The 18925-nt window shown below is 57.5% G+C and carries 16 protein-coding genes and 1 pseudogene; 2 read left to right on the top strand and 15 right to left on the bottom strand.

Going from position 1 to position 18925, the window contains the following annotated elements; genetic code table 11:
* The 3 genes from ID864_RS12780 to ID864_RS12770 form a co-directional block, all read right to left on the bottom strand.
* The coding region (locus ID864_RS12780) for a DUF637 domain-containing protein (protein ID WP_318153234.1) at positions 1 to 970 on the bottom strand (970 nt) is incomplete at its 3' end.
* A gap of 166 nt (positions 971 to 1136) precedes the next feature.
* Positions 1137 to 1604: a hypothetical protein gene (locus tag ID864_RS12775; RefSeq protein WP_191149904.1), complete on the bottom strand. Its 468-nt coding sequence runs from the start codon at positions 1602 to 1604 to the stop codon at positions 1137 to 1139.
* A 1-nt stretch (position 1605) separates the two neighbouring features.
* Complete coding sequence (locus ID864_RS12770; RefSeq protein ID WP_191149903.1) at positions 1606 to 2133, bottom strand: hypothetical protein; 528 nt, start codon at positions 2131 to 2133, stop codon at positions 1606 to 1608.
* A 5-nt stretch (positions 2134 to 2138) separates the two neighbouring features.
* Here ID864_RS12770 and ID864_RS23995 point away from each other — a divergent pair.
* Positions 2139 to 2219 (top strand): annotated as a pseudogene (locus ID864_RS23995) (SymE family type I addiction module toxin); the annotation flags it as partial.
* A 112-nt stretch (positions 2220 to 2331) separates the two neighbouring features.
* Here the strand turns inward: ID864_RS23995 and ID864_RS12765 are convergent.
* The 12 genes from ID864_RS12765 to cysG form a co-directional block, all read right to left on the bottom strand.
* Positions 2332 to 2694, bottom strand: coding sequence for a hypothetical protein (locus ID864_RS12765; RefSeq protein ID WP_191149902.1), 363 nt, complete (start codon positions 2692 to 2694; stop codon positions 2332 to 2334).
* A gap of 9 nt (positions 2695 to 2703) precedes the next feature.
* A complete protein-coding gene (locus tag ID864_RS12760; protein ID WP_191149901.1) occupies positions 2704 to 8151 on the bottom strand; it encodes a two-partner secretion domain-containing protein in 5448 nt (1815 codons plus the stop codon).
* Positions 8152 to 8199: 48 nt separating this feature from the next.
* A complete protein-coding gene (locus ID864_RS12755) occupies positions 8200 to 9855 on the bottom strand; it encodes a ShlB/FhaC/HecB family hemolysin secretion/activation protein (RefSeq protein ID WP_191149900.1) in 1656 nt (551 codons plus the stop codon).
* Between the two features lie 261 nt (positions 9856 to 10116).
* The gene (gene truD, locus ID864_RS12750) at positions 10117 to 11166 is read right to left on the bottom strand and encodes a tRNA pseudouridine(13) synthase TruD (protein WP_048917119.1); all 1050 of its coding nucleotides are present in this window, start codon (positions 11164 to 11166) and stop codon (positions 10117 to 10119) included.
* 2 nt (positions 11167 to 11168) lie between these two features.
* Positions 11169 to 11642 carry a 2-C-methyl-D-erythritol 2,4-cyclodiphosphate synthase gene (ispF, locus tag ID864_RS12745; RefSeq protein WP_048917120.1) on the bottom strand — a complete coding sequence of 158 codons (474 nt, stop codon included), beginning with the start codon at positions 11640 to 11642 and terminating at the stop codon, positions 11169 to 11171.
* Between the two features lie 12 nt (positions 11643 to 11654).
* The gene (ispD, locus tag ID864_RS12740; protein ID WP_191149899.1) at positions 11655 to 12362 is read right to left on the bottom strand and encodes a 2-C-methyl-D-erythritol 4-phosphate cytidylyltransferase; all 708 of its coding nucleotides are present in this window, start codon (positions 12360 to 12362) and stop codon (positions 11655 to 11657) included.
* Positions 12363 to 12370: 8 nt separating this feature from the next.
* Positions 12371 to 12685, bottom strand: coding sequence for a cell division protein FtsB (gene ftsB, locus ID864_RS12735; protein ID WP_048917122.1), 315 nt, complete (start codon positions 12683 to 12685; stop codon positions 12371 to 12373).
* A 192-nt stretch (positions 12686 to 12877) separates the two neighbouring features.
* Positions 12878 to 13198, bottom strand: coding sequence for a DUF3561 family protein (locus ID864_RS12730; protein ID WP_048917123.1), 321 nt, complete (start codon positions 13196 to 13198; stop codon positions 12878 to 12880).
* 89 nt (positions 13199 to 13287) lie between these two features.
* A complete protein-coding gene (gene cysC / locus ID864_RS12725; protein ID WP_048917124.1) occupies positions 13288 to 13893 on the bottom strand; it encodes an adenylyl-sulfate kinase in 606 nt (201 codons plus the stop codon).
* Position 13894: 1 nt separating this feature from the next.
* Positions 13895 to 15325 carry a sulfate adenylyltransferase subunit CysN gene (cysN, locus tag ID864_RS12720; protein ID WP_191149898.1) on the bottom strand — a complete coding sequence of 477 codons (1431 nt, stop codon included), beginning with the start codon at positions 15323 to 15325 and terminating at the stop codon, positions 13895 to 13897.
* A gap of 9 nt (positions 15326 to 15334) precedes the next feature.
* Entirely contained in the window at positions 15335 to 16243 is a 909-nt protein-coding gene (cysD, locus tag ID864_RS12715; protein ID WP_048917126.1) for a sulfate adenylyltransferase subunit CysD, read from the bottom strand.
* Between the two features lie 9 nt (positions 16244 to 16252).
* Complete coding sequence (cysG, locus tag ID864_RS12710; protein WP_133622883.1) at positions 16253 to 17668, bottom strand: siroheme synthase CysG; 1416 nt, start codon at positions 17666 to 17668, stop codon at positions 16253 to 16255.
* Positions 17669 to 17923: 255 nt separating this feature from the next.
* On the opposite strand from cysG, the gene ID864_RS12705 reads away from it, so the two are divergent.
* On the top strand, positions 17924 to 18910 hold the full coding sequence (locus ID864_RS12705) for an aminopeptidase (RefSeq protein WP_191149897.1): 987 nt from the start codon (positions 17924 to 17926) through the stop codon (positions 18908 to 18910).
* Positions 18911 to 18925: the final 15 nt, after the last annotated feature.

Below are 18925 nucleotides of genomic sequence, written 5' to 3'. Positions count from 1 at the left end.
CCTGGCTTTTACCCACCAGTATTGTGCTACCCGCAAGCAGGCTGCCGGTGCCGACCGCCGCTTCCGGCGCCGCTATATCCGCGGCATAAATTCCGGCCTGGTTCAGGCATAATACCGGGTTGCTTTTACACCCCGCCAGCGCCAGCCGGGCGGCCAGTATCATCTCCGGGGCGGCGGCGGCAATCACGGTTCCGCCCACCATCGCTGCCAGACCGCCGCTGCCGACAATCACCACCGCCGCCATCGCATCGCGCCTGCCGGCCACGCGTATCGCGGCGTCGCTGTCGCCTTTATCTGCTGCCAGCATGTCGAGCTGCTGTTCCAGCGCGAACTGCTCCAGCATATGCTCCGTCATATTGTAGCGGTAAACCAGCTCGCCGCTCTTCGCCGCGCTGTAGGCTCCCTCCGGAGTATGGGTGCTTATCGCCCCGGCCAGCGCTCCGACAAAGCGTGCGGTTTGCGCTTTCGCTTCGCTGCCGTTTAGCGCCTCCTGCAGCCTGTCCAGCTGGCGTTCGTTCTCATTGAGATACTGCGGTTCGAACAGCGTGCTCTGCATGACAATGCCTGCGACCTCCGCCGCCAGTGCGCCCACCGCCGCGCCTTTCGCACTGCCGCCTGCAATCTCCGCGCTAATACCGGAGACGACCGCATGGCTCAGCACCCTGCCCGGTTCACCCAGCACCGCACCGTTGTCACCGATCAGCCCGGCGCCTTCAGCGTTCAGCTGCTCGCCAAGGGAAGCCAGCAGCGCCTTGCTGAAGTTATCCTGGAAGCTGCCGCCGTTAATCACGGTGGTCAGGCCGGAGCTGATAACCGACTGTCCGGCTACGCGCTGAGCGACCTTCAGCCAGTTATCGTTCGCCAGCACCGGCAGGCGGGCATTGCCCGGATTCACCGCCTGAATATCCAGCACCCGGTCGAAACCGGCCAGCGCGCCACCCACCGCCATGGAGGTGGCCAGAGATTTCACCGATTCACGGCTCCCCAGCGCCTTAAGAGTTTTAGACAGGTCACCCTGGTTTTCCGCCGCGCCACTGCCGGATAAAGGCTCTGGTGGTGGTAACCCCAGTTTTCGTTAGCATCCTCAACCAGCTTCCATTACATATCAGTCCGGTTATTCAGTTCCAATACCGTCACTACTCATAAATAGACAGAAAACTTAAGCCCTCCTCTTCAATTATCTTTAATGGAGTCATTTCATAGAAAGAAATTTCATCACCAAGCGTTAGTATGTCTATTTTTTTTGAGTTAGAAAATTTGAATCTAAGACCAACAACACCTTGCTCCACCCCAGAGGTAATGATGTCTACGCCGTGTAACTCTTCACCTATTACCCGCTCAAAAGGCGGCATGTCAGAGATATCTCTGATCAATTGCTTCCCATATTCCCCTAGTTCACTTTCAATCATAGGTGAGTCTTGAATTAACATTGTTGCGCCATCCGATGAACAACTAATTTTTTTTATCATCGCCGCCTCGAAAACAACCTGCAACTCTTGCGGGTGGTTAGTATCTCCTACCTCAAAAAAATATATAAGACCATAAACTGATTTAAGTTTTTTTCCCACAATGAAACTGAGCCACTCTTTCAACTCTTCAATCATTTTAATACTTCCCTTGCAAGGCATTTTTTACAGAAGTGTTATTTACCACACCATCCTTTAAAATGGTAATAAAGGTACCGTTAGGCTTAGTAACGACAACATCGTTATCTTTAATTCTAAAGAATACATCGCCTCTTGTACCACTATCTCCTTGCCCTGAGAATGTCCCCGGTATAATTTTATCAGGATAATTAGCTATTTCATGTATTCTGTTTAGAACTAATTGCCTATCAGCTTCACTCGATGCGCTACCGCCAAAATCCTCTACATGCTTGCCAAGTTTTTTACCTAACTGGGCACTATCAACTATGAACTCACTATTAGCATCTCCCCTGCTCACCGGAGTGGTGGGATTGCCCGATATGGGTAATAATCCTGTTGGCTTAATGGCTCCAGAACCAGCCCCATTCTTACCAGCAATAAACTCGCCCAGCTTACCCTGATTCGCCTTGCCGTCCTTCAGCAGATTACCGGACGCGGCCACCACCTGCCTGCCGAATTGTACTGCCTCTTCCTGGCTTTTACCCACCAGTATTGTGGGGCTGCATCGAAGGCTTAAGCGTGGTGCCGATTAACCGCAGGAAGGTGGCACAGTGGCTTAAAGAGTTTTCGTGAGCGATGCACAGCACCTGTGACGTGCCGAAGTTTAAGCGCAACACCGGATATCATGCACGCGAGCTGAAATGGTGAAGATCCCGCCTGATGAGGGCGGGATTCATTACAAGATCTAGATTAAATCTTCACCATTTAAAAGCACAATGATATTTCTTTCCCCTAACTCTTTCCTGAACACATCTGCTATTTGAGAAGTATTCAACTCAGGGAAATATTTATTATTAACTGCAATCAAAAAGTAAGACCTTGGTTCATTTAGGCCAAACTCCTCAGCAATTAATAACTTAGTCTCTTGATTGTACTTTTCAATGCGATCATCAATTAACTCAAGCTGTTGGCGACTTAAAATTGTGTGTGGATCGAACATAAGATACGAACCATCAAAGAGATGGTTGTACTTTGTCCTCACCATGCCTAATCTTTCCCTCAGCTCATCAATACTTATTGATGTGTAACACACTATATCAATTGACATTTATCCACCTTACTTAATTTTTATTGGTTTTCCTGTCTGGTCGATAACAATAACCTTATCTAACCCTTTAATTGGCCAATCACTAAATTGTTTTTGCAAATCACTAACACTTGCTTTTGTATCTGCTAAGTTGATAACAACATTGTTTGTTTGACCACTATTCACTTTTTCTAAAGCTCGGTCATAAATATTACGAACTGAGTTGGTTTTAGGGGCGATATTATCGAACACCTCACCATTAATTTTATAGTCAGGATTTTTGCCCCCTGGAGTTACAGGATTCTGCTCAACATGATAACCATTTTGAGACAGGATCGCCGCACCCTCATTTTCTCTTTGCAATGAACGTATATTTTCTACTGAGGCATTCGGTGGTAGTTTAGTTGGTTGGCCACTTAAAGAACCTGTTGTGCCATTTCCAATATTCTTCGCCGCACTGGCCGTAACCGCTTCAGCCTTCGCCGCCGCCACGATTTCCGGCGTGGCACCGACGGCCAACGCGCCACCGGTTACCTCAGCAACGCCCGCGGATACCACCTGATTACCTTCTGCAACGCCCTTTGCAGCAATAAACTCGCCCAGCTTACCCTGGTTTGCCTTGCCGTCCTTCAGCAGATTACCGGACGCGGCTACTACTTGCCTGCCGAATTGTACTGCCTCTTCCTGGCTTTTACCCACCAGTATTGTGCTACCCGCAAGCAGGCTGCCGGTGCCGACCGCCGCTTCCGGCGCCGCTATATCCGCGGCATAAATTCCGGCCTGGTTCAGGCATAATACCGGGTTGCTTTTACACCCCGCCAGCGCCAGCCGGGCGGCCAGTATCATCTCCGGGGCGGCGGCGGCAATCACGGTTCCGCCCACCATCGCTGCCAGACCGCCGCTGCCGACAATCACCACCGCCGCCATCGCATCGCGCCTGCCGGCCACGCGTATCGCGGCGTCGCTGTCGCCTTTATCTGCTGCCAGCATGTCGAGCTGCTGTTCCAGCGCGAACTGCTCCAGCATATGCTCCGTCATATTGTAGCGGTAAACCAGCTCGCCGCTCTTCGCCGCGCTGTAGGCTCCCTCCGGAGTATGGGTGCTTATCGCCCCGGCCAGCGCTCCGACAAAGCGTGCGGTTTGCGCTTTCGCTTCGCTGCCGTTTAGCGCCTCCTGCAGCCTGTCCAGCTGGCGTTCGTTCTCATTGAGATACTGCGGTTCGAACAGCGTGCTCTGCATGACAATGCCTGCGACCTCCGCCGCCAGTGCGCCCACCGCCGCGCCTTTCGCACTGCCGCCTGCAATCTCCGCGCTAATACCGGAGACGACCGCATGGCTCAGCACCCTGCCCGGTTCACCCAGCACCGCACCGTTGTCACCGATCAGCCCGGCGCCTTCAGCGTTCAGCTGCTCGCCAAGGGAAGCCAGCAGCGCCTTGCTGAAGTTATCCTGGAAGCTGCCGCCGTTAATCACGGTGGTCAGGCCGGAGCTGATAACCGACTGTCCGGCTACGCGCTGAGCGACCTTCAGCCAGTTATCGTTCGCCAGCACCGGCAGGCGGGCATTGCCCGGATTCACCGCCTGAATATCCAGCACCCGGTCGAAACCGGCCAGCGCGCCACCCACCGCCATGGAGGTGGCCAGAGATTTCACCGATTCACGGCTCCCCAGCGCCTTAAGAGTTTTAGACAGGTCACCCTGGTTTTCCACCAGCGCCACTGCCGCCTGAGAAGTGAGCGCCATCATCCCCGAGTAACCGCCACCGAAGGCAGCCGTGCCGGTCATTCCCCCCGTACTACCGGCGGCTGCACTGCCGGCCGTTGCCGCCAGCCCGCTACCTGCCGTGACGGCGGCAGCGGCAATAGCGATCACCGCCGCCACGGCCGGGTTCAGGCTCTGGTGGTGGTAATCCCAGTTTTCGTAAGCATCCTGAACCGGCTTCCACTGCACATCAGTCCGGGTGTTCAGTGCGTTAAGCCATTCGTTACCCGGCGCATTACCCAGAACCGCCAGCGTGGCCTGTAACTGCTGGCGGTTCTGAGCTTTGACATCAGCACTGATGCCTTCTGCCGCTTCGATCATCAGCGCACCCCCAAAATGCACCGTGGGAAGCACCCAGCTGCTGGCTTTATAGCCGCGGTTTGCCTGCCTGATGAAGAAGCCTTTAGAGGTGGTAACGGTCTGCTCGAAGGCGCTGTTGTTTACCGCACGAAAGTTGACCTGACCGCGCTGGCTAATCAGGCTGGCATTTCTGCCCGCATTGATTTTGCTGGCCTCAAAGGTACTGTCTTCGCCGCTCAGCAGGCTGATATCCTCCCCAGCGGTGAAGGCGGTGACTTTATTCGTTACCGTACGGCCGGTTTGCCTGATGGTCGTTTTCTTGCCCCACCACTTGCGTTTGGTGGTTTTTTTCTCATAGCTGCTGCTCTCTTCCATCTCCTGGGCATAGAGATATCCCCCTTGCGCGGCAACGTCGAGGCTGCGCTGTGCCAGCAGCCGGGTGGCCTGGAACAGAATGCTGCCGCTGCCAATCAGCGTCAGCACCCCACCGCTGGTCAGTGCGGTTCCCTGCTGGCTTAGGGTTTCGCTATAACCGTTGCTCAGCTCGCGGTAGATACGGTTAGCCACCGATTCGAAACGCATATTGCCGCCCGCAGTCGCGGTTAAATCCCCGCCCGCGCTCACACTGCTGCCTTGTGTGATAAGGCTGCCGTTAGCGGCCAGCGTCAGGTTTTTCCCTGCCTGAATGTCTGCCACCAGCTGGCGTTCATCTTTGTTATTATCGTTTGAGGCATCGATAAACGAATAGGCCTGTGCACCCAGCAGCAGATCGCGCCCGGCGTACAGCGTGGTGGTTCCGACGCTGGTCAGCTGTGCCCCCTGCGCAGTGATATCCGCTGCGGCATGGATTTGCAGATCTGCACCGCTGTTCAGGCTGGCTCGCAGTTCGGGGGCTCGCCACGACGGAAAATATTTTGCATGGCTTTCTACGGTGAGCCATTTATCCAGCAAGCGGTTCTGCTGTGAAATTGTGCGAGGGCTAAGAGAAATGCTCTGGCCCGCAGAGAGAAGAATGCCCTTTCCGGCACGCAGCCCCACGCCGTTCAATGCCATCTCCCCACCTGCCGTCAGCGATATCTCCCCGTCCACCGCCGCCCGGCCAGGGATCAGCAGCGCCCGGTTGTAATGCTCGAACGCGGTCAGGGTTGATCCGGCCTTGAGAAAATCAGGGGGGGTCAGCAGCCGGTCACTGGCCGCAATCGTCAGGTCGCCACCGCTGTTTGCGCTGATGCTGTGCTGCACCTGCAGCTCGGTGTCGTTCAGCGCGATATGCTTTCCGGCACTGATTGCCAGCGCCCCGGCGTTGATAGTGGAAAACAGCTGCATACGATCGGCGGAGAAGGCGCGTGGCTGGTCCGGCGTGGAGGAGAGGATGCTGCCCTGGCGGCTGAGCAGTTCAACGATCTCTCCCCACAGGTTGCCCTGAATATTTTCAATGTCGTTAATCGCCGTCAGCGACAGGTTACCACCGGCCGTCAGCGATCCCCGTTGATTGAGGATGGCGTCGTCAGCGATCAAGGTCATATTGCCGCTGGCAGTCATGCCGTCATTGCTGGTGATACGCCCCGCATGCAGCAGAATGTTACGGGCGCTGAAGGTGTCCGGACGCAGTGCCGATGTCAGCTCGGTTTTTTCCGTTGGCGCGAACGGTAGCGGCAGGCTGGCGCTGATGCTGTCGCTAAAATCAGCCACCAGATCGCCTTCTGCGCTCAGGCGTGAGTTGAGCGTTTCTCCGGTTTCCAGTGCCACGCCCTGGGTTGCCGTTTTAAAAAAATTGTTGTAACCCCTCAGATTTCTGCGCTCGTACTCTCCGTCAGCTGCAACATCACGCCGGTAAATCGAGAAATCTTTTTTTATCCCGCCGTCATAGCTCAGCACCTCGAGATGGTTACCGGTGAGGACCATCTTGCCGCCTGAGCTGATGCTGCTGGCGGCATTGGTCAGCTCACCGGCGCTGGCGTAGAGATGATGGCCGGAGGCAATTACCCCTGGCTGCTCGCTGGTGAGGGAAAAATATTCGGTGCTCTCATTGTTCACCCAAACGTCAGCGAAATAACGAATGATAGCCCGCTCAAACAGGGTGCCCGGCCCCCACCACCGGTCAAATCTCTCTCTTACCGCATTGGTTTTGGGGCGTTTGCTGACATCCGGATACTTAGCGGCATTAAACGCGTCGTCATAAAGAAAGGTGCCCGTTTCATCATGCTCCCCTCGTCGGGTATCCAACACCAGGCGATCGCGCAGATTGTTCAGCTTCTCGGTGCGGATCACCATGTCGCCGCTGCCGGTGGTGATGGTCCCCGAACGGTTTTCAACCAGCAGCGCCTTCGCACCCTGCGCATCCTTTTGCAGCCACAGGTTGTTACCGGCCTCAAGCCGCGCGCGGCTGCCTGTGTTGCTGATACGCTCACTGAAAATGCGCATATCTTTCGCGGCCACAACCGAGCCCTGATTCGTCAGCGCATCCGCGCTCAGGGTCATATCGTTACCCGCGTTCAGCCTGTTCCCGGCGGCAACGCTGATTTCGCGGCCGCTGGCGTTAAGGTCGGTTTTCGCATTGATATCAGCCAGCTGCAGCTTGCCGTTGGCGCTGAGCACGATCGACTGCTGGTCGCTGGTTATGTGACTAAGGTTAACCCCCACGCCCTGCTCGGTGCCCAGCAGGCGAATTTTACTGGCGTACATACCGCCGAGCGCTTTGGTATCCACCGCCAGCTGCGGGGCCGCCCCCACCCCGGCAATCGGCTCTACCCGCCCCTGATGATAATCAATACGGTTGGCTCCCTGGGTCAGCGCCAGGCTGCGGGCGGTGATCCTGCCGTTCAGCTCGCTGGCCCGGCTGAGGATCTCCACATAGTCCTGCCCGCTGCCGTTCAGGCCGCCGGGACCGATGGATACCGTGCCCTGAGTCACCTCCAGCGCGTGGAGCATACCCTGCGCATCAAGCTGCGGTTTTCCGGTGGTCAGCGTCAGCCCTGCACTGTTGATCGCTCCGCAGCCATCGCAATTGATACCATTGGGGTTAGCGATCATCACGTCCGCCCGCTGACCAAACACCTCCAGCTGGCCCTGCAGCTCAGAACGGCTGCTGCCGGTCACTTCATTGATGATCAGCTGCGCCGCCTTTCCCTGCAGGCTGGCGTTGGCGTCAAGCGCCCCGGCTAACGCGGATTGCCCTGCCACGGTCGAGTTGTTCAGCACGGCGCCGGGTTGGGCGACATTGAAGTCGGCATAGCGGTTATGTGAGATCCCGGCGGCATTTGGCGGGGCAATCGTCACCACCGGCACCGTTCCCTGCTGTACCTGGGTTGCCGCCTGGCTGGCGGTGATCCCTCCCGCCAGCGCAGGCTGTAGCGCTGTCAAAACTATCAGCAGGTAGCTGACGCCGCGCGCCAGCGGATGAGTGTGTTTATTCATGATTCAGTCCTTTGAAGGGTGGGCCGACAGGCCCGTGATAACAGCAGGCTACAGGCGAACGCCCACTTGCCAGTACATCACCCAGCTGTCCGGGTGCAGTCCACGCGGATAGGCCAGCGGCTTTGCCGCGCTGAGCGACTGGCTGAACCCGCGTCCCTCGGCCGCTATTCCCAGCGCGCTACCGCCAAGCTTGCCACCGCTAATGTTTCCTCGTTCTCCATCCAGCCAGCCGCCATCCAGCGCCGCCGTGATGCTGATGCTGCCCAGCGAGGGCAGGCTGCCTAACTGCCAGTTCAGTTCGTTACGCCAGTACAGGCCACGATTACCGCTGAGATACCGATCTTTGTACCCGCGCACCGAATACTGCCCGCCCACGGAGAGCCGTTCACTGGCGTGCAGGTTGTCCGCCGTAGCTTGCCCATAGGCAGAAGTCAGCCAGGAGAGACGTTCGCTGAGCGGGTACAGATAGCTGGTATTCAGGCTGTATTTAGTAAAGGTTCTGCGCGGACCTCCCTGCGCCTGCGCAGCGCCCTTTCCCTCAGCGGACAGCACTATCCCGCGATCCACCTGTGGATTGCTCGTCAGGTAGCCGCCCGCCAGCTGCGTGGAGAAACTGGCGCCAAGCTGTAGCACGCTGAGCCTGGGGCTGCTGACGTGCAGCTTTTCACCCGCCAGACGGTTGGTGATCCGTCGGTGGTTCAGCCCCACATCGGCAGCCAGTCTGCTCCGGTCATTTCGCCACAGCATGCGGCTCAGATTAAGCCGCTGGCTGACACTCTTCCCCCGGTAGTCCCAGCTACCGCTGCGGGCATGGATCGTCTGTAGCTGCTCGCTCCACCCGCCCTGCACGCTCAGCAGCCACCAGCCCCACGGCAACGTCAGCGCCCCGTTAACTGCCCGGCTGTGGTAACTGCTGGCAAAGTCGCTGTTATGGCTGGCTGAAATCAGCCAGCGGTCGGCCAGCCGCAGCAGGTTATCCAGCGAGGCGCTGGCGTTGAGCTGGCCGCGTCCGGTGCTTTTCTGTCCGCTATTGTCGATGCCCAGTTCAGCCTGCAGCGGCAGCCTGCTGTTATCACGATGCAATACCACGGCGGAATAGCCGGCGCGGGTTCCCGGCTGAATATCAATGGTGACCTGCTGCGAACGCAGGCGGTTAAGCTGCTCAAGCCCCTGCTCAAGATCGCGCAGGTTCAGAACGCGTCCGATCAGGTGCGGAAAAGCACTGTTAAGCATCAGCGGGCGATCTCCCCCCAGGGTGATAGACTCAACCCGCCCTTCACTGGCGGTGAGAGCCAGCGTTCCGTGCGTCAGATCCTGCGGAGACAGCCAAATATGTGAGGTGATGAAACCGCGCTGGATATAGCGATTGGTTGCGGCACGTTGCAGCTGCATAATATTGCTCATCGTCAGGCAGCGCCCAACAAAGGGGCGCACCAGCGCGGCTTTATCTTTTTCCGACAGGCTGTTAGCCCGGATAAATTTAATCCGCGTGATGTACTGGCAGCTGCCGCTGTCCTTATCCGCAATGGCAGGTAATAAGGGAATATTCTGAGGCGTCAGCAGCGCTTCACGCTGCTGCTGTGCCTGCTCCAGCCGCGCCTTTTGCTGCTGTTCGATAATCTCCTGCGAAAGCGCGGGCAGGTTTGCCGATGCGGCATTGGCTAATAGCAGGCACATCACCGCTGCGGCTGAAATGTATTTCATCCCTGGCATCATTATTTATCCATTTGTTAATGCGTGACGCTTAATTCCTGACGGAAATGAGACTACATCAACTGAAGATTAAATATAGGATTAAAAACAGACACCGCATTTTATGCCGGAATAAAATCATTCAGTAAAATAACAAACACCCGTGCTTACCTGATATTTAATTGGCTGAATTTAGTTATTAGATTCGTTATTAACAGCAGAAAAAAACAGAAGGGAAATATTGGGTTACCGCAGAAGCGGTAACCCGGCAGATTATTCGTCGGCGTCGTCGTGCGCGCTCTGCGTCTGCAGCAGTTCGCGCACCACGCTGGTGGCAAAACTGCCTGCCGGTAGCCAGAAATTCATCTCCAGCGTCGCATCATCCTGCCACTCCCAGCGCAAATCACGCGGGATAACCAGCATCGCACGGCGCGCCGCATCAACGCGCTCACGATCCATCAGCGCGATCAGCGCTGCTTCACTTGCCAGGCTGTTCTGCTCAAAGGCCAGCGCATCCTCACGCGTGCCCCACTCGCCCGATCCCGGCAGCGGTGCGGTGACGCGCAGCTCATTGTTATCCACGCGCTGCTGCAGGCTCTCCAGCTCTGCGGCTTCCGCCACAAACCAGCTACCGCGCCCGGTCAGCTGCAGTGCATCACCTGCTAACACTTTGCCCAGCGAGCCCTGCTGCGCCAGGCGATCGCTGACCACCTGATTAAACATCGCACTGCGCGCTGCCGACAGAATAAAGCTGCGCTTATTACGCTCGCGCACTTTGATCTCATCCGCCGCCCAGCGTTGGGCCATCGTCAGGTTATTGCCTTCATGACCAAAACGCTGGCTGCCAAAGTAGTTTGGTACGCCGCCCGCAGCGATCCGTTGCAGGCGCTGCTCCACCGCAGCGCGGTCGGAGATCTGGCGCAGGATCAGCGTAAACGCATTGCCCTGTAGCGCACCGGTACGCAGCTTGCGGCGATGACGGGCGCTTTCCAGCACCTGCACGCCGCTCAGTTCAAAGGTGCTGAGATCGGGCGTGACCTTGCCTGGAATACGCAGGCAGAACCACTGCTCGGTGACCGCATGGCGATCTTTCATTCCGGCAAAGCTCACGTCCCGCGGGTGGATCCCGGCAAACTTTGCCAGCGCTTCCGCCACGAAACGGGTGTTGCAGCCGGTTTTACGAATGCGCACCAGCAGCTGTTCACCGTCACCATCCGGCGCGTAGCCAAGGTCTTCAATCACCACGAAATCTTCGGCGTTGGCTTTCAGTACGCCGCTGGCGGTGGGTTGGCCGTACAGCCAGCCCTGAGTGGTTAAATCCATCGTTATGCCTTCATCAACAGCGCAACGGCTTCACAGGCAATGCCCTCGCCGCGCCCGGTGAAGCCGAGCTTTTCAGTGGTGGTCGCCTTAACGTTGACCTCATCCATATGGATCCCGAGATCTTCAGCGATATTGATGCGCATCTGCGGCGAGTGCGGCAGCATTTTGGGCGCCTGAGCAATAATCGTCACGTCGACGTTACCCACGCGATAACCTTTTTTGGCGATCTGACGCATCGCTTCGCGCAGCAGCTCGCGGCTGTCGGCGCCTTTATAGGCATCATCGGTGTCAGGGAACAGTTTGCCGATGTCGCCGAGTGCAGCAGCCCCCAGCAGCGCATCCGTCAGCGCGTGCAGCGCCACGTCGCCGTCGGAGTGCGCCAGTAAACCTTTTTCATATGGAATACGCACGCCGCCAATAATCAGCGGGCCTTCGCCGCCAAAGGCATGTACATCAAAACCGTGTCCGATACGCATCACGCGCACTCCTTAATCTTTGTGTATTTGGGTGAGATAGAATTGCGCCAGCGCGAGGTCTTCCGGGCACGTCACCTTCAGGTTATCACTGCGGCCGCTGACCAGTTCGGGACGGTAGCCACAGTATTCCAGCGCCGAGGCTTCATCGGTAATAGTGGCGCCTTCCTCAATCGCTTTCAGCAGGCAGTCGCGCAGCAGGGTGAGCGGAAACAGCTGCGGGGTCAGTGCGTGCCACAGCGCTTCACGATCGACGGTGTGGTCGATATCTGCGCGTCCGTGGCTGGCGCGCTTCATGGTATCGCGCACCGGCGCGGCAAGAATGCCACCAACCTGGCTGGTCGCGGTTATCGCCAGCAGGCGGGTTAAGTCAGTGAGGTGCAGACAGGGGCGCGCTGCGTCGTGCACCAGCACCCAATCCGCGCCATCAGCCGCCTGAAGCCCGGCCAGTACCGAATCCGCGCGCTGGCCACCGCCGATCACGGTAGTGATGCGCGGATCCCGCGCAGCCGGCAGCTGAGAAAAATGGCTGTCCAGCGGACTCAGGGCAACAATGACGCGCTTTATCGCCGGGTGCGCCAGTAACGCATCCAGGCTATGCTCGAGCAGGGTTTTTCCATCAATGGTGAGATACTGTTTTGGGCATTCTGACAGCATACGGCTGCCGATGCCTGCCGCAGGAACCACGGCAATCACATCCGGGAAGGAGACGATAGGAGTCATGAGTATCGTTACTGGTTAGCGGTTCGACCTTGCTGCGCGTTTCTTCTGTTTTGATCCGGCACAAGGCGATAGAAAGTCTCGCCGGGTTTAATCATCCCCAGCTCATTGCGTGCGCGTTCCTCAATCGCTTCCGAACCGCCGTTAAGATCGTCGATTTCGGCAAACAGCTGATCGTTGCGCGCTTTTAGCTTCGCGTTATTCGCCTGTTGCACCGCAACATCCTCATTAACGCGCGTATAGTCATGAATGCCGTTCTTGCCCAGCCAGAGCGAATATTGCAACCAGCCAAGTAGTACAAGTAACAGCAGCGTAAGTTTTCCCATCCCCGCCCCCTGAAAAACGGCTCAATCATCCCATAACTTTTGGTACGACTCCACACTACAGGTGAAATAGAACCACTTTCTCAGAATACGGCATAAAAACGCGTTAAAAAGCACCAGAAACAGCCCGGCAGCCGCAGGTCGACGGCAAAATTTTGTAACGCAGCGATGCGTTTGTTCATCAACGAGGAGAGGTTACCAGCCGCTGAGCAGCGTGAACAGCAGCCAGAACAGGCAAATCACCAGCAGGGCGGTGATCAGCATCGTCCACAGCAGCTGGCCGCGCAGCAGCACGCTGGTAGCAATACCGACCAGCACCGAGACCGGAAGTAACGCCAGGAAGAAAGGCCAGGTGTAGAGGAAGAAGAACAGCGTGTTGGAACCATACAGCAGGAAAGGTATCGCCAGCGCGACCCACCAGGAAACAAAGCCCACGACACCGCCGGGAAAAGACCATGAGGGCTCTTCGCGTTCGCGTTCGTCTTTTCGTGCCAGCATGGGGGTAACGTTTTGCATAAATATCCCGTTGAAGCTGGGCGGCTTCAGCCTGTTACGCCGTCGCCGCCCGATCACCGCCCCCGCAGGGGGCGTTGGCCATAGCCATCTCAGGATTTGATGATATCTCGCTGACGCAGCAGGTCTAATAGCTGAGCGGTTAATTGTGTTACCAATTGTTCGCCATCAAGATGAATATCCGCAGGCTCTGGCGCTTCATACACCGCGTCAATTCCGGTGAAGTTACGCAGCTCTCCGGCACGGGCTTTTTTGTATAACCCCTTTGGATCGCGCGTTTCACAAATCGCCAGCGGCGTGTCAACGAACACCTCGATAAAGCGCCCTTCCCCCAGCATTTCACGCACCATCTGACGCTCGGCGCGGTGCGGAGAGATAAACGCCGTCAGCACCACCAGCCCGGCATCCACCATCAGCTTTGCCACTTCACCGACGCGGCGGATATTCTCTTTGCGGTCATCATCGCTGAAGCCAAGATCGCGGCATAAGCCGTGGCGTACGTTATCGCCGTCCAGCAGATAGGTGCTGACGCCAATCCGGTGCAGCGCCTGCTCCAGCGCCCCGGCCACGGTGGATTTACCGGAGCCTGACAGCCCGGTAAACCACAGCACCGCGCCCTGATGACCGTGCTGCGACTCGCGCTCCTCCCGGCTTACCGGATGGGCGTGCCACACCACATTTTCATCATGCTGCGCCATATTACTTACCGCCCAGCAGGTCGCGGGCATTCCAGTGCGGGAAGTGGCGGCGCACCAGCGCGTTCAGCTCCAGCTCAAAGGCGCTGAAATCGCCGCTGTGCTGCTGCATCTCCTCTGCCAGCGGCTGGCGGATCATGCCTGCGCCCACGGTGACGTTGCTCAGGCGATCGATAAAGATCATCCCGCCGGTTACCGGGTTCTGCTGATAAGCGTCGAGCACCATTGGCTCATCGAAAATGACATCGACCAGGCCAATGCCGTTCAGCGGCAGCTGTTGAGCAACGTGCTGCGTCAGGTTATTGATCTCCACCTGATGCTGAATATTTTCGATGCGCACGCGGGTCTTCTTGCCGGCGATTTTGACGTCAAAGCTCTGACCCGGTGACAGCGGCTGTTCTGCCATCCACACCACGTCAACCGCTGCGCCGCGTACCGGCTTAAGATCGGCATCGGCCGCCACCAGCAGATCGCCACGGCTGATATCGATCTCGTCCTTCAGCACCAGGGTAATCGCCTGGCCAGCGGCTGCCTGCTCCAGATCGCCATCAAAGGTGACGATGCGCGCAATGGAAGATTCCACGCCGGACGGCAGCACTTTCACTCGCTGCCCTACCTGCACCACGCCGGAAGCCAGCGTCCCGGCATAGCCGCGGAAGTCGAGGTTCGGGCGGTTGACGTACTGCACCGGGAAACGCATAGGCTGCTGCTCTACCACGCGCTGCACCTCAACGGTTTCCAGCACGTCCAGCAGCGTCGGGCCGCTGTACCAGTTCATCTGCGCACTGGTTGACGCCACGTTTTCGCCTTCCAGCGCCGACAGCGGAACAAAGCGGATATCAAGATTTGCCGGCAGCTGCGCCGCGAAATCAAGGTAGTCCTGTTTGATCTGCTCAAACGTCTCCTGGCTGTAGTTCACCAGGTCCATTTTGTTGACTGCCACCACCAGGTGTTTGATACCCAGCAGCGTCGAGATAAAGCTGTGGCGGCGCGTCTGATCCAGCACGCCTTTGCGCGCATCGATCAGCAGGATCGCCAGGTCGCAGGTTGAGGCACCCGTCGCCATGTTGCGCGTGTACTGCTCGTGGCCTGGGGTGTCGGCAATGATAAATTTGCGCTTCTCGGTGGAGAAGTAGCGGTATGCCACGTCGATGGTGATGCCCTGCTCGCGCTCGGCCTGCAGGCCATCCACCAGCAGCGCAAGGTCAAGTTTCTCCCCCTGGGTGCCGTGACGCTTACTGTCGTTATGCAGCGTGGAGAGCTGGTCTTCATAAATCTGGCGCGTGTCGTGCAGCAGGCGGCCAATCAGCGTGCTCTTGCCGTCGTCGACGCTGCCGCAGGTGAGGAATCGCAGCAGGCTTTTGTGCTGCTGTGCGTGCAGCCAGGCTTCCACCCCGCCCTGATCGGCAATCTGTTGTGCAATGATAGTGTTCATGACGGCTCCTTAGAAATAACCCTGACGTTTCTTCAGCTCCATGGAGCCTGCCTGATCGCGGTCAATCATGCGCCCCTGGCGCTCGCTGGTGGTGGAGACCAGCATCTCTTCAATGATCGAAGGCAGCGTTTGCGCTTCTGACTCCACCGCTCCGGTCAGCGGCCAGCAGCCAAGGGTACGGAAACGCACCATGCGCTGCTCGATCACTTCACCCGGCTGCAGGTCAATGCGATCGTCATCGATCATCATCAGCATACCGTCACGCTCCAGCACCGGGCGTTCGGCGGCCAGATAGAGCGGAACAATTTCAATGTTTTCCAGGAAGATGTACTGCCAGATATCCAGCTCGGTCCAGTTAGAGAGCGGGAACACGCGAATGCTTTCGCCTTTATTAATCTGGCCATTGTAGTTGTGCCACAGCTCAGGACGCTGATTTTTTGGGTCCCAGCGGTGGAAGCGGTCGCGGAAGGAGTAGATACGCTCTTTGGCGCGTGACTTCTCTTCATCACGCCGTGCGCCGCCGAAGGCCGCATCAAAGCCGTACTTATCCAGCGCCTGCTTCAGCCCTTCGGTTTTCATGATGTCGGTATGCTTCGCGCTGCCGTGGACAAACGGGTTAATCCCCATCGCCACCCCTTCCGGGTTACGGTGCACCAGCAGCTCGGCGCCGATGTTTTTCACCATGCGGTCGCGGAACTCGTACATCTCGCGAAATTTCCAGCCGGTATCAACGTGCAGCAGGGGGAAAGGCAGCGTACCCGGGTAGAAGGCTTTACGCGCCAGATGCAGCATCACCGATGAGTCTTTTCCGATGGAGTACATCATCACCGGGTTGCCGAACTCTGCCGCCACTTCGCGAATAATATGGATACTCTCCGCTTCCAGTTGACGCAGATGAGTGAGTCGTTTTTGATCCATAACTTTTCCTCAAGCCAAATTCACAACGGGGGACTCGCGTCCATCCTGCTGCGCTGAATGTTGAAACCACGCCAGCTGCTGATGCAGATTGACCACTTCGCCAATCACTATCAGCGCCGGAGTTGGGGCGTTGCGTGCCAGTTCTTCAAGCTGTTGTAAGGTGCCGGTCAGAACCTGCTGGTCCTGACGGGTGCCGCGGCTGATTACCGCCGCTGGCGTGTGCGGGTCGCGACCATGAGCGATCAGCTGGCTGGAAATCTCCCCGGCTTTCATTGTTCCCATATACACCGCCAGCGTCTGACTGGCGCGCGCCAGTGATGGCCAGTCCATATCCTCACCGTCTGCACGGCAGTGGCCGGTAATAAACAGGGCGCTCTGCGCGTAATCGCGGTGCGTCAGCGGGATCCCGGCATAAGCGGTGGCGCCCGCTGCGGCGGTGACGCCCGGTACCACCTGGAAGGGAATGCCCGCCGCCATTGCGGCCTGCAGCTCTTCGCCGCCGCGACCAAAGATAAACGGGTCCCCGCCTTTGAGGCGCACCACGCGTTTACCCTGGCGAGCCAGCTCTACCAGCAGGCGATTGGTCTCTTCCTGCGATACGCTGTGCGCATTAGCACGTTTGCCCACGCAGATGCGATCGGCATCGCGGCGCACCAGGTCAAGCACCTCATCGCTGACCAGATGGTCATACAGCACCACGTCCGCCAGCTGCATCACCTGCAAGCCGCGCAGCGTCAGCAGACCGCTGTCGCCCGGGCCCGCACCCACCAGGATTATTTCGCCCTGGGACGCTTCCGGGTCCGTGAGCTGCTGGTCAAGGGTGCGCTTTGCCCCCTCGACGTTGCCGGATGCCACCTGGTTGGCAAACAGGCCGTTAAACGCCTTTTCCCAGAAGCGGCGGCGATCCGACATCATGTTAAAACGTGCTTTGACCTTGTTGCGCCACTGCCCGGCGATTTCTGCCATCTGGCCGAGGTTGGCGGGTAGCAGAGATTCCAGCTTCTCGCGCAGCAGGCGTGCCAGTACGGGCGCCGTGCCGCTGGAGGAGATCGCCACCACCAGCGGGGAGCGGTCAACAATAGAAGGGAAAATAAATGAACACTTCGGCTGGTCATCCACCACGTTCGCCAGCAGATGGCGCTCGGTGGCATCGATGAAAACCTGGCCGTTCAAATCGCCGTCGTCGGTTGCGGCAATCACCAGGAATACCCGGTCGAGCTGCGCGGCCTGATACTCTGTCGCCAGCCATTCGATACTGCCGCTGGACTCCAGTGCCGTCAGCTCTTCACACAGCTGTTGTGAGACCACCTGCACGTGTGCTCCGGCGCGGCGCAATAGCTCAATCTTGCGCGCAGCAACATCGCCGCCGCCTACCACCAGCACCGGCTTATGCCTGATATCAGCAAATAAAGGGAGATAATCCACGTGAACCCTGTCTTAAACACGTTAAGTTAAAAGGGACTATACGTCCCGGCCAGCAAGCTTATGAAATTACTAATTGGAATGAGTAGTTACTGAATGGAATAACGTCCTGGTAAAGCAGCGAACAAAATGTGCTTAACGGATGATATTTGGGGGCTTTCAGAGAGATTGAAATTGTGTAACCCGCTTCACAATTTCATACTAGCCCGGCAAATATTTTCGCACATTACGTCACAGGATGACGATTAAGGATCGCAAATGTTCACTCTACTGCGTCTGGGAGCGCTGGCAGCGCTGCTCGGCTGCGGCCTCAGTTTGCCAGCTCATGCAGCCAGCCTTAAGAGCGGCAGCATGGCAGAACAGCAGTTACGTCATATCGCCACCTATTTTCCCGGCCGCATGGCGGGCAGCCCGGCAGAGATGCTCACCGCCGACTATTTGCAGCATCAGTTCAGCCAGCTGGGTTACCACAGCGACCAGCGCCGTTTTAATACCCGCTACCAGTATCAATATCAGGACGGGCATAAGGCGTGGCGTAATGTGAATGCCACCTCGGTGATTGCCGCGCGCGAAGGCAAAGTGCCGCAGCAGATTGTGATTATCGCCCACAGCGACAGCTGGATGCCGCACAGCGACAAAGAGATGCAGCAAAATCTCGGGGGACTGAGCGATCAGGGCGTTGATGATAATGCCTCAGGCCTCGGCGTGATAATGGAACTGGCCGCACGGCTTGCCAGCACGCCGCTGCACTACAGCCTGCGTTTCGTGGCGCTCAGCGGTGAAGAGATTGGCCAGCAGGGCAGCGAAGATTACCTGTCGCGCATGACGCCGGAAGAGAAACATAACACCCTGCTGGTGATTAACCTCGACAGCCTGATTATCGGTAATCAGCTGGCGTTCACCAGCGGCAGCAAAACCCCAAAAGCGGTGATCATGCAGACGCGCGACCGGGCAATAGCGCTGGCCCACCGCCACGGTATCAGCGCCATCAAACTCAACGCCGCGCAGGAGCAGGGGCCGTTCGATCGCGCAGGCTTCCCGCTGCTGCTGGTGATGGCCAGCGATGGGGTCAACGGAAAGGCGCCACGGGCAGTCGCTGAGAAATTCCCCACCCTGCTGCGCCATCAGGCACAGCGTGATAATTTAACCTATATTGACCGCTGGCTGCCGGGCCGCATCACGCGCCGCACGCACGACAGCGTCACCGTGCTGCTGCCGCTGATCCGCGAACTTGCTAATCCTTAAACTCTGGAGTTGCCG

The organism is Erwinia aphidicola (genome assembly GCF_014773485.1).
GTDB classification, from domain to species: Bacteria; Pseudomonadota; Gammaproteobacteria; order Enterobacterales; family Enterobacteriaceae; genus Erwinia; species Erwinia aphidicola.
Note: the sequence above shows the minus strand (reverse complement) of the source record. Positions and strands in the feature narration are given on the sequence as shown.

Bases quoted from the DNA above. Each gene is read 5' to 3' on its own strand.
- ftsB (WP_048917122.1), bottom strand. From the start codon at position 12,685: ATGGGAAAACTTACGCTGCTGTTACTTGTACTACTTGGCTGGTTGCAA.
- cysN (WP_191149898.1), bottom strand. From the start codon at position 15,325: ATGAACACTATCATTGCACAACAGATTGCCGATCAGGGCGGGGTGGAA.
- ispD (WP_191149899.1), bottom strand. From the start codon at position 12,362: ATGACTCCTATCGTCTCCTTCCCGGATGTGATTGCCGTGGTTCCTGCG.
- ID864_RS12730 (WP_048917123.1), bottom strand. From the start codon at position 13,198: ATGCAAAACGTTACCCCCATGCTGGCACGAAAAGACGAACGCGAACGC.
- truD (WP_048917119.1), bottom strand. From the start codon at position 11,166: ATGGATTTAACCACTCAGGGCTGGCTGTACGGCCAACCCACCGCCAGC.
- ID864_RS12705 (WP_191149897.1), top strand. From the start codon at position 17,924: ATGTTCACTCTACTGCGTCTGGGAGCGCTGGCAGCGCTGCTCGGCTGC.
- ID864_RS12760 (WP_191149901.1), bottom strand. From the start codon at position 8,151: ATGAATAAACACACTCATCCGCTGGCGCGCGGCGTCAGCTACCTGCTG.
- cysD (WP_048917126.1), bottom strand. From the start codon at position 16,243: ATGGATCAAAAACGACTCACTCATCTGCGTCAACTGGAAGCGGAGAGT.
- ID864_RS12765 (WP_191149902.1), bottom strand. From the start codon at position 2,694: ATGTCAATTGATATAGTGTGTTACACATCAATAAGTATTGATGAGCTG.
- ID864_RS12755 (WP_191149900.1), bottom strand. From the start codon at position 9,855: ATGAAATACATTTCAGCCGCAGCGGTGATGTGCCTGCTATTAGCCAAT.
- ispF (WP_048917120.1), bottom strand. From the start codon at position 11,642: ATGCGTATCGGACACGGTTTTGATGTACATGCCTTTGGCGGCGAAGGC.
- ID864_RS12775 (WP_191149904.1), bottom strand. From the start codon at position 1,604: ATGATTGAAGAGTTGAAAGAGTGGCTCAGTTTCATTGTGGGAAAAAAA.
- cysC (WP_048917124.1), bottom strand. From the start codon at position 13,893: ATGGCGCAGCATGATGAAAATGTGGTGTGGCACGCCCATCCGGTAAGC.